This is a genomic window from Allobosea sp. RAF48 (assembly GCF_052114025.1).
Lineage (GTDB): Bacteria > Pseudomonadota > Alphaproteobacteria > Rhizobiales > Beijerinckiaceae > Allobosea.
Window position 1 is genome coordinate 24,972 of sequence record NZ_JBFRDZ010000001.1, and the last position, 12,090, is coordinate 37,061.

12 protein-coding genes are annotated in these 12,090 nt (G+C 66.8%); 1 reads left to right on the forward strand and 11 read right to left on the reverse strand.

Annotation, left to right across the window (positions count from 1 at the left end; translation table 11 throughout):
* The first annotated feature begins 27 nt into the window (after positions 1-27).
* Positions 28-651: an alpha/beta hydrolase gene (locus AB4Z10_RS00195; RefSeq protein ID WP_441468345.1), complete on the forward strand. Its 624-nt coding sequence runs from the start codon at positions 28-30 to the stop codon at positions 649-651.
* 296 nt (positions 652-947) lie between these two features.
* Here AB4Z10_RS00195 and AB4Z10_RS00200 read toward each other — a convergent pair whose 3' ends face one another.
* From AB4Z10_RS00200 to nrdR, 11 genes are all read right to left on the reverse strand, one after another.
* Entirely contained in the window at positions 948-1,694 is a 747-nt protein-coding gene (locus AB4Z10_RS00200; RefSeq protein ID WP_441468346.1) for a class I SAM-dependent methyltransferase, read from the reverse strand.
* Between the two features lie 238 nt (positions 1,695-1,932).
* On the reverse strand, positions 1,933-2,859 hold the full coding sequence (locus AB4Z10_RS00205; protein ID WP_441468347.1) for a DMT family transporter: 927 nt from the start codon (positions 2,857-2,859) through the stop codon (positions 1,933-1,935).
* Between the two features lie 199 nt (positions 2,860-3,058).
* A complete protein-coding gene (locus AB4Z10_RS00210) occupies positions 3,059-5,215 on the reverse strand; it encodes a sodium-translocating pyrophosphatase (RefSeq protein ID WP_441468348.1) in 2,157 nt (718 codons plus the stop codon).
* A gap of 211 nt (positions 5,216-5,426) precedes the next feature.
* Positions 5,427-6,227 carry a (S)-ureidoglycine aminohydrolase gene (allE, locus tag AB4Z10_RS00215; RefSeq protein WP_441468349.1) on the reverse strand — a complete coding sequence of 267 codons (801 nt, stop codon included), beginning with the start codon at positions 6,225-6,227 and terminating at the stop codon, positions 5,427-5,429.
* Between the two features lie 31 nt (positions 6,228-6,258).
* Complete coding sequence (locus AB4Z10_RS00220) at positions 6,259-7,461, reverse strand: MFS transporter (RefSeq protein ID WP_441468350.1); 1,203 nt, start codon at positions 7,459-7,461, stop codon at positions 6,259-6,261.
* Between the two features lie 36 nt (positions 7,462-7,497).
* Positions 7,498-8,493: a thiamine-phosphate kinase gene (thiL, locus tag AB4Z10_RS00225; protein ID WP_441468351.1), complete on the reverse strand. Its 996-nt coding sequence runs from the start codon at positions 8,491-8,493 to the stop codon at positions 7,498-7,500.
* Positions 8,494-8,644: 151 nt separating this feature from the next.
* Positions 8,645-9,112, reverse strand: a complete 468-nt coding sequence (gene nusB / locus AB4Z10_RS00230) for a transcription antitermination factor NusB (protein WP_441468352.1) — start codon at positions 9,110-9,112, stop codon at positions 8,645-8,647.
* Positions 9,109-9,618 carry a 6,7-dimethyl-8-ribityllumazine synthase gene (gene ribH, locus AB4Z10_RS00235; RefSeq protein WP_441468353.1) on the reverse strand — a complete coding sequence of 170 codons (510 nt, stop codon included), beginning with the start codon at positions 9,616-9,618 and terminating at the stop codon, positions 9,109-9,111. The genes nusB and ribH overlap by 4 nt, the downstream gene beginning before the upstream one ends.
* A gap of 185 nt (positions 9,619-9,803) precedes the next feature.
* A complete protein-coding gene (locus AB4Z10_RS00240; RefSeq protein WP_441468354.1) occupies positions 9,804-10,451 on the reverse strand; it encodes a riboflavin synthase in 648 nt (215 codons plus the stop codon).
* A complete protein-coding gene (gene ribD / locus AB4Z10_RS00245) occupies positions 10,451-11,581 on the reverse strand; it encodes a bifunctional diaminohydroxyphosphoribosylaminopyrimidine deaminase/5-amino-6-(5-phosphoribosylamino)uracil reductase RibD (RefSeq protein ID WP_441468355.1) in 1,131 nt (376 codons plus the stop codon). Before ribD ends, AB4Z10_RS00240 begins: the two co-directional genes overlap by 1 nt.
* Positions 11,574-12,068 (reverse strand): transcriptional regulator NrdR, encoded by a 495-nt coding sequence (gene nrdR, locus AB4Z10_RS00250; protein WP_441468356.1) that lies wholly within the window; start codon positions 12,066-12,068, stop codon positions 11,574-11,576. The genes ribD and nrdR overlap by 8 nt, the downstream gene beginning before the upstream one ends.
* Positions 12,069-12,090: the final 22 nt, after the last annotated feature.

Consider the following 12,090-nt stretch of genomic DNA (forward strand, 5'->3'; position numbering starts at 1 on the left):
CTCCGCTTTACGAAGGGAGAAATGACCATGAGCGACCTGAAGACCGATACGGACTTCATCCACGTCTTCGAGCAAGGCAGCGACCCGGCCCGCAAGCCGCTGCTGCTCTTGCACGGCACCGGCGGCGATGAGCGCGATCTGCTCTCGCTCGGCCGCACGGTTGCGCCGGGGGCGAGCCTGCTCTCGCCACGCGGCAAGGTGCTGGAGGGCGCTGCGCCGCGCTTCTTCCGCCGGCTGGCCGAAGGCGTCTTCGACGAGGCCGACCTGCGCCGCCGCACGGACGAGCTCGCCGATTTCGTCCTTGAGGCGCGGGAGCGCTACGGGCTCCCCGCCCCGATCGCGATCGGCTTCTCGAACGGCGCCAACATCGCGGCGGCGATGCTGCTGCAACGCCCGGAGGTGCTCGCCGGCGCCGCGCTGCTGCGGGCCATGATGCCGTTCACGGACGCGCCGCGCAGCGCCCTCGACGGCAAGCCTGTACTGGTGCTGTCGGGCGCGCTCGATCCGATCGTGCCAGCAGCGAATGCCGAGGGGCTCGCTTGCCAGCTCGAGGACAGCGGCGCGCAGGTCGAGCATCGCGTCCTGCCGGCCGGGCATGGCGTCGGCCAGGCCGATCTCGGCCTGCTGCATGACTGGCTGGCGCAAGTCTGACAAAGGCGGCGGGTTCTCCCGCCGCCGCTTCGACGGATATCGTCAGCCCGTGAGCGGAACGATGATTGCCAAGGCCACGGCAACGACGACGAGGGCGCGCAGCAGCATGGCGCGGTGGCTCGAAAGCGGAATATCCGATGTACGCGACAGAGCGTGCATGACCGACTCCCATCAACGCGACAATGGCTGATGGTGACCTAGCGTTAGGTCGGTTGGCAAGCAGTACCGCCCGGGCAAAGGTGGATAACCGTGTTTTCAGGCTGTTGGCGTCGCCAGAATGACCGCCTGCGGCTGCGTCAGCCTCTGTCCTTGCGGACCACGGCATAGGCGTAGGTCGTGACGAAATTCCAGCCGGTCCGGGCCGCAAGCGCGTTGAAGGCGTGATCGAGCTGCTTCAGGCCGGGCATCCGATCGAAATAGCCATGCCCCCAGAAGCGCTGAATGTGGACGTCGGTGAACCCGGCCCGGTTGAGCATCGGCGTCAACAGCGCCGGATTGCCGCGGCACCAATCATAGAGCGCCGGAAATTTCGGGTCGCCTCCGCCGTCGCGCCGTGTCGGAAAGAGCGCATGAACAATGGCCCGTGACGCCGTCTCAGGCAGGATATGGTTCAGCGCGAAGACCGGCGCCCATAGCGTCGGGAAGAACGCAAGCGCGACACCGCCGGGCGCCAGCAGCGCGTGGATGTTGCGCCAGGCCTGCTCGACGCCGTCGATGTGCTCGAAGACCATGCGCGAGACCATCATGTCGTAGCTTCCGCGCGCGACATCCGGCTCCGAAAGATCGCCGGCAATATCGAAGCATGCCGTCTCCAGGCCCGGGGGCGTCAAGGCAAGCTCACCGGCATCGATATCGTTGACGATGAACTCGATGCCGGCGGCCACCGCCTGTTCCTTGGTGAACAGTGGATCCCGCCCGCCGCCGATCTCGCAGACGCGGCGCAGGCCGAGCTGGCGCGCCAAAGCGAGGATCGTCGGCTCGTAATTGTCCCATGCCCATTGCGAGTGCCAGTCCGGCACAACGCGGTCAAAGTACTCGGCCATGGAGCCCGTTGCGGGCCCGAAAACCTGTGAGGCCGGCTGCAAGCGAGCCGGCGCCATGCTTGCCAGGGACATGCTTGCTTTCGCCTCCGAGTGCCCACGCTTCGGCATCTAAAATGGCCCCGACCTCAGATTCCCGCAATCGTAGCCTTAATCCAGGGTTAACCGAAGGGGCGCCGGTCACCTGCGGGAAGGCCTCTCCGCATGAGGTGTCCCACCCAACGAACGGCACAAGCCGGGTTCAGCGCGGCGTGTCCGCGCGCCGTTCGGGCAATGTCATCGCCACCACTCCGAGCACGACGAGGCCCAGGCCGATCCAGGCCGTGGAACTCAGCCTCTCGCCGAGGACGACGATGCCGATGGCCACGCCGATCGGCACGCGCAGATAGGACACGGCCGTCGTTCCGACCGAACCGAGCGTGCGGATCAGGCGGAAATAGATCGCGAAGGCGAGAGCGGTCGAGAAGACCGAGAGCGCAAGCAGCGCCAGGATCGAATCCTGCGATGGCGCAAGCGTCCAGGGCCGATCGACGACCAGCGCCGCCGGGATCAGCAGGGCTGTGCCGGCCAGCATCGAGCCTGCGGCCGGAAGCAGCGGGTCCATGCCGGCGAAATTTCGTCCGAACAGGGCGGCGCAGGCATAGGCGATGGTCGCCGCGACGATGGCGAGTTGCGGCAAGACCGCATGGCCGAGACCGGAGAATGCATCGACGCCGACGATCAGACTGACGCCTGCGATGCCGGCCACGACTCCGAGTCCCTTGCGCCAATCCGGGCGCTGGCCCGGCTTCAGCACCAGCGAGATCAGGAAGACGAAGACCGGCGTGGTGCCGTTGAGGATCGAGGCGAGGCCAGCATCGACGCTGCGCTCGGCCCAGGCGATCAGGGTAAAGGGTACGACGCTGTTGAGCAGGGCCTGCGTCAGAAAGCGCCGCCAGGCGGTCGCGTCACGCGGCATACGCAAGCCACGAAAGCGAATGACGGCGAGCAGGATCAGGCCTGCGATCAAGGTGCGCGCCGCGATCAGGCTCAGCGGTGGAATCGTCTCCACGCCGATCTTGATGAAGGTGTAGGAACCGCCCCAGAGCGTGGCGAGCAGGAGCAGCAGGGCGAGTTCGGTGCTGCGTTTCGGCATGGCGGCCGGGCTGTCGAGCGCTTGCGTGGACATGGTCTCTCCTCGGGTTGGCGAGACCATGCCAGCAACGCCGCGCGACAGCATGCGGCAACACTACGGTTTCGGCCGTAGGTTCAGAGCGTGATTCAAGCGCCTGTGGAATTGATTCAATCCCACCTGATAAGCCCTTGTCACAAAAGAGGAACCCGCGGCTTTCGCCGCGGGTTCCGTCATTTCACGACGACGCTTCCGATCAGGAATGCGCCAGGATCGCCAGCAGCAGCAGGGCGATGATGTTGGTGATCTTGATCGCCGGGTTCACGGCGGGGCCCGCCGTGTCCTTGTAGGGGTCGCCGACGGTGTCGCCGGTCACCGAGGCCTTATGCGCCTCCGAGCCCTTCATATGGCGCACGCCGTCCTTGTCGACGAAGCCGTCCTCGAAGCTCTTCTTGGCGTTGTCCCAGGCGCCGCCGCCCGACGTCATCGAGATCGCGACGAAGATGCCGGTAACGATGACACCCAGCAGCATGGCACCGACGGCAGCGAAGGCCTGGTTCTTGCCGGCGATGGCGTTGATGACGAAGAAGGTCACGATCGGCGCCAGAACCGGCAGCAGCGAGGGGATGATCATCTCCCTGATCGCTGCCCGCGTCAGCATGTCGACGGCGCGGCCGTAATCCGGCCGGTCCTTGCCCTCCATGATGCCGGGCTTCTCGCGGAACTGCCTGCGCACCTCTTCCACCACCGAACCGGCGGCGCGGCCGACGGCGGTCATGCCCATGCCGCCGAAAAGGAAGGGGATGAGGCCGCCGAGCAGCAGGCCGACGACGACGAAGGGATTCGACAGCGAGAAATCGACGGTGACGCCCTTGAAGTACTGGAAGGTGGTCGCCCCCGCCTTGTTGGCCTCGGCCACGAAGAAATTCAGGTCCGAGGTATAGGCGGCGAACAGCACCAGTGCGCCGAGGCCGGCGGAGCCGATCGCGTAGCCCTTGGTGACGGCCTTGGTGGTGTTGCCGACCGCGTCGAGCGCGTCGGTGGAGTGGCGGACTTCCTTGGGCAGGCCGGCCATCTCGGCAATGCCGCCGGCATTGTCGGTGACCGGGCCGAAGGCATCGAGCGCCACGACCACGCCGGCCAGCGCCAGCATGGCGGTGGTGGCGATGGCGATGCCGAACAGGCCGGCCAGGCCGTAGGCGACGATGATGCCGGCGACGATGACGATAACCGGCGCCGCAGTCGATTCCAGCGAAACCGCGAGGCCCTGGATGACGTTGGTGCCATGGCCGGTGACCGAGGCCTGGGCGATCGAGACGACCGGGCGCTTGCCGGTGCCGGTATAGTATTCGGTGATGACGACGATGCAGAGCGTCACGACAAGGCCGACCAGCGCGCAGCCGAAGAGCTTGCCCGAGGTGAAGCTGACGCCCTGCACGGTGGTGAAGGAGGTCGAGAAGCCGCCGAACATCAGCCAGTTCACGGCCGCAATCGCCCCGATCGAAAGCACGCCGGCGGCAATGAAGCCCTTGTAGAGCGCGCCCATGATCGACTGGTTGGCGCCGAGCTTCACAAAGAAGGTGCCGATGATCGAGGTGACGATGCAGGCCGCGCCGATCGCCATCGGATAGAGCATCATCGTGCCCAGCACCGGCTGGCCGGCGAAGAAGATCGCCGCGAGCACCATGGTCGCGACCAGGGTCACCGCATAGGTCTCGAACAGGTCGGCCGCCATGCCGGCGCAGTCGCCGACATTGTCGCCGACATTGTCCGCGATGGTCGCGGGGTTGCGCGGGTCGTCCTCCGGGATGCCGGCCTCGACCTTGCCGACGAGGTCGGCGCCGACGTCAGCGCCCTTGGTGAAGATGCCGCCGCCGAGACGGGCGAAGATCGAGATCAGCGAGGCGCCGAAGCCCAGCGCCACCAGCGAGTCGATCACCGTGCGGCTGGAAGCCTCGAAGCCGAGATAGGAGGTCAGAACACCGTAGTAGCCGGCGACGCCGAGGAGCGCGAGGCCAGCGACCAGCATGCCCGTGACTGCGCCGGCCTTGAAGGCGACGTCGAGCCCCTCGCCCAGCGACTTCATCGCCGCCTGGGCCGTGCGGACGTTCGCACGCACCGAGACGTTCATGCCGATGAAGCCGGCCGAGCCCGAAAGCACCGCGCCGATCAGGAAGCCGATCGCCACCCATTTGCCCAGAAGCCAGGCGAGCGCGACAAAAAGCACGACGCCGACCATGGAAATCGTGAGATATTGGCGCTTGAGATAGGCTTTCGCGCCTTCGGCCACCGCGCCGGAAATTTCCTGCATGCGCTGGTTGCCGGCATCGCGCTTCATCACGTCGCCATAGGCCCAAATGCCGTAAGCGATGGATAGTGCACTCAATATGATGATGATAAGCAGAGCTGACATTCGATTTCCTGACCTTGAGCTTCCGAGCCGTCGGGAGCGCTGTCGCTCCTCTTGCAGCGTTGGACGTCAGGCAGCGAAAAAACGGGCCCTGAAGACTAAAAGGCCCGCTCCGCGTCGCCAGTGTCAGGCGAATTTGTGGCAAGTTTCGTCGAAGAGCGCAAACGGCGCGCCTAACAAATTTTGTCGGATGTTAGGCGAGCCCTGTCGCAGCTCAGAGCGCGATGTCGCGGTTGACGTTCTTGTAGAGCAGATAGCAGGCGTCGTCGTGGCCGGTCGGATAGAATTGCTGGGGGCAATAACCGCCCATCCAGATGAAATCCTGCGCCCAGATCTCGTGCCATTCTTCGCCGAGCAAGTAGAGCCCCTGCCCTTCCAGCATGTAGAGGCCATGCTCCATCACATGCGTCTCGACTGCCGGGAAGCAGACTCCCGGCTTGAACCACATCAGGTTCATCTCGAAGTCGAACCGCATGTCACCATAGGGCAGCAGGAACTGGAAGCCGCGCCCTTCCTTGCCGGTATGATTCGTCATCGGCACGGCATCCTGGTGCGACAGGATCGGCTCGGGCACGGCGAGGCCTAAGGCCGGCTCGTAGCGCTTGCGGAGCGCAAGGACGCGGGCGGGCTCGCCGCTCTCGTTGCGCAGGGTGAACCGTGTGGCCGGCGGCAGGTAGGCGAAGCCGCCCGCGGCCATTCGCTTCGGCGCCGCTTCCGCGATTCCGAGAGCGACGTCGCCCGACAGGACATAGAAGAAATGCTGGACGCCGTCCTCGCTGAACGCGGCCGGCATGCCGCCGCCCGGCGCGATCTCGAGAACATATTGGGCGAAGGCGGCACCGAGGACAGGTGCGGCGAGAACGCGGACGATGGTGTCCATATATTGCGGCAGGCGGCTGATCAGCACGCCCTCCGGCGGCATGAACGCATAGTTCTGCCGCACGACGCCGCGGTTATGGCCAATCGCTCCCGGCGGTACGCGGCCGGTCGCAGGTGGAAATGCACGATTGGTCATCGAAAACTCCCGGAAGAAAGCGCCTGGCCCCTCAGGCGACGGCCGGACGCTGGAAACGCGCCCAGGCTACCATCGCCAGCGCGATAGCAACCGGCGGGAAGACGAGCCAGTTCACGCTGTCCCAACCGCCATGGCTGAGCAGACCGCCCGCCGAGAACGAGGCGATGGCGACCGAGCCGAAGACGAGGAAGTCGTTCGCCGCCTGCACCTTCACCCGCTCCTCCGGCCGGTAGCAGTCCGTCACCAGTGCGGTCGCACCGATGAAGCCCAAATTCCAGCCGAGACCGAGCAAGATCAGGGCCAGCCAGAAATGTCCGACGCTGAGGCCGGTGAGGCCGACGACGGCGGCAAGTGCCGTCAGCACGAGCCCGACCGAGGTGATCGTGCCCTTGCCGAAGCGGGCGATCAGCCGGCCGGTGAAGAAGCTCGGCCCGAACATCGAGAGCACATGCCACTGGATTCCGAGCGCGGCATCGCCGACCGAATGGCCGCAGGCAACCATGGCCATCGGCGCAGCCGTCATGACGAAGCTCATCAGCCCGTAGGCGACCAGCGAAGCCGTGACCGAGGCGATGAACTTCGGCTGGCGCATGATCTCGCCGAGCGGGCGGCCCCCGCCGGAACGGACGGCCCCAACCCGCGGGGCACGCAGGCGGGAGACGATCAGGATGGCGATCAGCGCCAGAACACCCTGCGCGAGGAAGCTCGCGGCGAAGGGCGCGGAGGGTGTGAGATCGCGCGTCCAGTAGACCGATTGCGGCCCGATAATGCCCGCTGCAAGACCGCCGAACATCACCCAGGAAATGGCGCGGGGCCGAAATTCCTCGCTTGCCGTATCGGCGGCGGCAAAGCGATAGCTCTGGACGAAGGAGCCGTAGAGCCCGCACACGAATGTGCCGAGGCAGAACAGCCAGAACAGGCGCAGCGTCGCACCGCCGGCGGCGAGGCTCGCTCCCGTTGCGCCGACGAGCGCGCCGATCAGATAGCCGCTGCGCCGCCCGATACTGCGCATCACCATCGCTGCCGGGATCACACCGACGGCGATGCCGAGCTGAAGCAGGCTGACCGGCACCGTGGCGAAGGCCTTGTCGGCCACCAGCTGCGCACCGACGATGCCGCCGAGCGAAACGACGATCGCGGGGTTGGCGCCACCCAGCGCCTGCGCCCCGGCTAGGACCAGCGCATTACGTTTTGCGAGCCTGTCGCCATCGAGGACCGGAACATGCTGGTTCATCACAACGCGCCTCGCGGTCGCCGTGACGCGCCGCTGTCAGAAGTGAGAGAAGGAGCCTTGCGCGAAACTGCGCAACCCACCCTTCTCGCGATAGGTCACCACGCCGGCCTCTGCGGTGATCCGCCCGATCGGCGTCAGCGGAAGCATTACCTCCTTCGCCGCCGCAATCAGAGCAGGATATTCCCCTTCCGAGGCCGTACAGAGAATTTCGTAGTCGTCTCCGCCGGTCCAGGCCAGTTCCGCCAGTGCGGGATCGGCCATGACCGCGGCGCGGACCGCCGACGAGAGCGGGACGGCATCGAGAGCGATCTCGGCACCGACACCCGAGGCCTTCAGCAGCTTGGCGAGATCGCCGACAAGACCGTCCGAGACGTCCATCGCGGCCGAAGCGTGGCGCTGCAACGCTTCCGCAAGCGCATGGCGGGACTGCGGATGCAGATAGCGATCGATGAGGAAGGCGCGGTCCTCGGCGCCGAGCGCAGCGACCCAGCCCGGTTGGTCCGGGCCGTGTACCTTCAGGCCAAGCGCGCCGTCTCCAACAGTGCCGGAGACGAGCACCACATGCCCCGGCTTCGCGCCGGAGCGCCTGACCATCCGCCCTGCCGGAACGGTGCCGAAGGCGGTGATCGACAGGGTGAGCGGCCCGGTCGTCGAGACGGTATCGCCGCCAATCAGCGGGCAGCCGGCGGCTTCGGCGATGCGGGCCAGCCCTGCCACGAAGCCGGCAAGCCAGGCTTCAGTCCAGCCGCGCGGCAAGGCGAGCGTCAGGACGAAGCCCTCGGGCTTCGCGCCCTTGGCGGCGAGATCGGAGAGATTGACGGCCAGCGCCTTCCAGCCGATCGTCTCGGGCGGATCGTCGGGGAAGAAGTGCACGCCAGCGACGAGTGCATCGGCCGTCACGACGACCTCATAGCCGCGGCCGGGACGCAACAGCCCGGCATCGTCGAGGAGGCTCAGGCCACCCGGCCCGGCGATCGGCGCGAAATAGCGGGCGATCAGCTCGAACTCGCCAGGGCGCTGATTCTCGGCCATCGTTCAGCCAATCTCCGCATCTGCTCCATGGTCATCCCGGAGCGGCGCAGCAGCGCCGATCCGGGATCCATGCTAAACCTTATCCGGAAGCGCTCCGGCATGGATTCCGGGTCTCGCTTCGGTCGCCCGGGATGACGGTTGGGGTTCGCGTCTACGCCGCCGGAGCGTCGAACTCGTCGGCGCGGAAGTCTCGGGCCATGCGGTCGAGCACGGCATTGACCATGCCGATTTCCTCTCCCGAGTAGAAGGCGCGCGCGACCGCGACGTATTCGGAGATCACGGCCCGAGCCGGCACGTCCTTGCGGAAGGCGAGTTCATAGGCGCCTGCGCGCAGGATGGCACGCACCACGGCCTCGACCCGCTTCAGCGGCCAGTCCTTGGCGAGAAGGTCGTCGACGGTCCGGTCGACCAGGCGCTGCTCGCGGACGACGCCGCCGAGAATGTCGCGGAAGAAGGCGATTTCCGCCTCCGGCAACTCGATCTCCTCGACCTCCTTGCCGATCCAGAAGGCCTCGAACTCGGCCATGGCTTCGACGACACCGCGGCCGCCGATTTCCATCTCGTAGAGCGCCTGCACGACCGAGAGCCGCGCTCCGCGCCGCTTCTCGGCGCGGCTCATTGCGACGGCTCCGCCAGGGAGCGCTTGTAGCGCAGCACGGCGAGCGCCGCTTCCGCAGCGCCGCCACCCTTGTTCATGTCCGAACGGTTGGCGCGGGCCCGAGCCTGCGCCTCGTTCTCGACGGTCAGGATGCCGTTGCCGAGCGGCAGGGCGAAGGCGACCGAGAGATCCATCAGCGCACGCGAGCTTTCGCCGGCGACGATATCGTAATGGCCGGTCTCGCCGCGGATGACGGTGCCGAGCGCGACGACGGCCTCGTAGGGATCGACAGCTTCGTCGGCGGCGCGCAGGCCGATGACGATGGCGGAGGGGATCTCCAGCGCGCCGGGGACGGTGACGACATCGACGCGGCAGCCAGCCTCTTCCAGCACCGCCACGGCGCCGGCCAGCAGCTCATCGGCGAGCTTGTCGTAGAAGCGCGCCTCGACGACGAGGACGCGGGCGCCGTCGATCTCGACGGCCGGAGTTGCGGCCTTGTCGGCCGAGGTCTGCCGGGGTCCGGCCATTTCTTCTATCCTTCTTGCACACGGTCCGGTCGACGCGACCGGGCCGCACAGCCCTCATCACGAGGAGCCATTTCGACAGAAATGGCGTCTCGAAGGATGGTCCAGAGCGGGCTGGATCATCCTTCGAGACGCCGCTTCGCGGTTCCTCAGGATGAGGGCTCGAATTCTTGAGTTGGTGCAGGCTCTTACCCCTGCGGGCGCGCCTCCGCAAGCCGTGCGGCATACCGCGCCATCAGATCGACCTCGACATGAACGGCGTCGCCCTCCTTGCGCTGCCCCCAGGTCGTGACAGCGAAGGAGTGCGGAATCAGCAACACGGTGAAGACGTCATCCTCGACAGTGTTGATGGTGAGCGAGGTGCCGTCGAGGCAGATCGAGCCTTTCGTCGCGATGAAGCGCTCCAGCCCTTGCGGGGCGCGGATGTGAAAGCGGGCGGTCGCTCCCCAGGGCTCGTCGGGGTCGGGCTCGATCGCGTCGATCTTCAGGATGCGGCCGGGGCCGTCGACATGGCCGACGACGAGGTGGCCACCGAGTTCGTCGCCCACCTTGAGCGAGCGCTCGAGATTGACCAGCGTGCCGGGCTCCCACTCGCCGACCAGCGTTTTCGCCAGCGTCTCGGCCGCGGCCTCCACCTGGAAAATGCAGCCGGGCTCGCCATCCGCGCGGGGGCGAAGCGCGGTGACGGTGAGGCAGACGCCGGCGCAGGCGATCGAGGCGCCGATGGCGATGCCTTCCGCCTCATAGGGGCAGGATATGGCGAGACGCTTGAGACTCGGCCCCTTGCGCTCGGCCTCCACGACCTCGCCGATGGCGGTGACGATGCCGGTGAACATCAGCCTCTCCTCACGAAATGCTCGAAACGGTCCTGACCGATCAGCCCGGTCTCGGCAAGGGCGTATAGATCGGGGTCGGCCAGCAGGCCGGCAAGCCCCGGCCGCACGGCAACGATGCCGGGCTGGCCCAGCGTTTTTGGCGAGGTCGAAACGATCACCTCGTCGGCGAGGCCGGCCAAGGCCAGCTTCTCGCCGATACGCGGGCCGCCCTCCGAGAAGACGCGGGTGATGCCGCGCGTGCCGAGCAGCGTCAGCGCCTCGCGCAGATCGAGATGGCCGTCGGCTCCGGCCGAGACCCGCATGACCTCCACGCCGGCCGCGACCAGCGCCTCTTCGGGCTTAACCGGTGCGGTTTCGGCAGCGATCACCCAGACCGCCACCTCGCGCGCCGTGCGGACCAGCTTCGAGGCCAGCGGCAGGCGCAGATGCGTGTCGAGGATGACACGGATCGGCGAGCGCCCGGCCAAACCGGGCAGGCGAACGGTCAGCTGCGGATCATCCGAGAGCACCGAGCTGACGCCGAGCATGATCGCATCGTGATGGGCGCGCTGCAGATGCACCCAGCCGCCCGCGACCGGGCTGGATACGGCGATGGGGGTGCCCCCCTCCCCGCCAGCATAGCCGTCCGCGGTGCGGGCGATCTTGAAGGTCACCATCGGCCGCCCCTGCGTGATGCGCAGGACATGACCGCGATGCGCCCGCTGGGCTTCAGCTTCAAGAACGCCCGTCGTTACCTCGATGCCGGCAGTCCGCAGCAGCGCATGCCCCAAACCCGCGATGAAAGGGTTGGGATCGGACATGGCCGAAACCACGCGCTTCACACCCGACAGGATGGTGTGCTCCACGCAAGGGATGCCGCCCCGCACCGAACGATGCGAGCAGGGTTCGAGCGTCACATAGAGCGTTCCGCCCATCGACGCTGCCCCGGCCCGGGAGAAAGCGTGCGCCTCGCCATGCGGCCGCCCGCCAGGCTGGGTCAGCCCACGCGCGACGACGATAGGCCCATCGGGGGTGTCGCGGGTAACGATGGCGCCGACAGAGGGATTCGGCCAGGTCGCCCCGAGATTGCGGGCGCCATAGGCGAGCGCCTGGCGCATGAAGGCGCGGTCGACCGCGCTGCGGTCAGTCATCGCTGCGTGACTGCGGGGCGGAGACACCCTCCTCCTCGACGGTACCGAGCTGGCCGAGCAGGTCCTCGAAATCCTTGGCCTCGCGGAAGTTCTTGTAGACCGAGGCGAAGCGGACATAGGCGACGTCGTCGAGGCCTTTCAGCCCCTCCATCACCAGTTCGCCGATGGTCGAGCTCGGAATCTCCGCCTCTCCCGAGCTTTCGAGCTGGCGGACGATGCCGTTGACCATGCGCTCGATGCGCTCCGGCGCCACGGGGCGCTTGCGCAGCGCGTGCGCGATCGAGGTTTCGAGCTTGTCGCGGTCGAACGGTGCACGCCGGCCCGAGCGCTTCACCACCGTCAATTCGCGCAGTTGCACCCGCTCGAAGGTGGTGAAGCGGCCGCCGCAATCGGGACAGACCCGGCGGCGGCGGATCGAAGCGTGATCGTCGGTGGGACGTGAGTCCTTCACCTGCGTGTCGAGGGAGCCGCAATAGGGACAGCGCATTCCGGTTCGCCAGCCTTTCTCA

Bases quoted from the DNA above. Each gene is read 5' to 3' on its own strand.
- AB4Z10_RS00195 (WP_441468345.1), top strand. From the start codon at position 28: ATGAGCGACCTGAAGACCGATACGGACTTCATCCACGTCTTCGAGCAA.
- AB4Z10_RS00200 (WP_441468346.1), bottom strand. From the start codon at position 1,694: ATGGCCGAGTACTTTGACCGCGTTGTGCCGGACTGGCACTCGCAATGG.
- AB4Z10_RS00205 (WP_441468347.1), bottom strand. From the start codon at position 2,859: ATGTCCACGCAAGCGCTCGACAGCCCGGCCGCCATGCCGAAACGCAGC.
- AB4Z10_RS00210 (WP_441468348.1), bottom strand. From the start codon at position 5,215: ATGTCAGCTCTGCTTATCATCATCATATTGAGTGCACTATCCATCGCT.
- allE (WP_441468349.1), bottom strand. From the start codon at position 6,227: ATGACCAATCGTGCATTTCCACCTGCGACCGGCCGCGTACCGCCGGGA.
- AB4Z10_RS00220 (WP_441468350.1), bottom strand. From the start codon at position 7,461: ATGAACCAGCATGTTCCGGTCCTCGATGGCGACAGGCTCGCAAAACGT.
- thiL (WP_441468351.1), bottom strand. From the start codon at position 8,493: ATGGCCGAGAATCAGCGCCCTGGCGAGTTCGAGCTGATCGCCCGCTAT.
- nusB (WP_441468352.1), bottom strand. From the start codon at position 9,112: ATGAGCCGCGCCGAGAAGCGGCGCGGAGCGCGGCTCTCGGTCGTGCAG.
- ribH (WP_441468353.1), bottom strand. From the start codon at position 9,618: ATGGCCGGACCCCGGCAGACCTCGGCCGACAAGGCCGCAACTCCGGCC.
- AB4Z10_RS00240 (WP_441468354.1), bottom strand. From the start codon at position 10,451: ATGTTCACCGGCATCGTCACCGCCATCGGCGAGGTCGTGGAGGCCGAG.
- ribD (WP_441468355.1), bottom strand. From the start codon at position 11,581: ATGACTGACCGCAGCGCGGTCGACCGCGCCTTCATGCGCCAGGCGCTC.
- nrdR (WP_441468356.1), bottom strand. From the start codon at position 12,068: ATGCGCTGTCCCTATTGCGGCTCCCTCGACACGCAGGTGAAGGACTCA.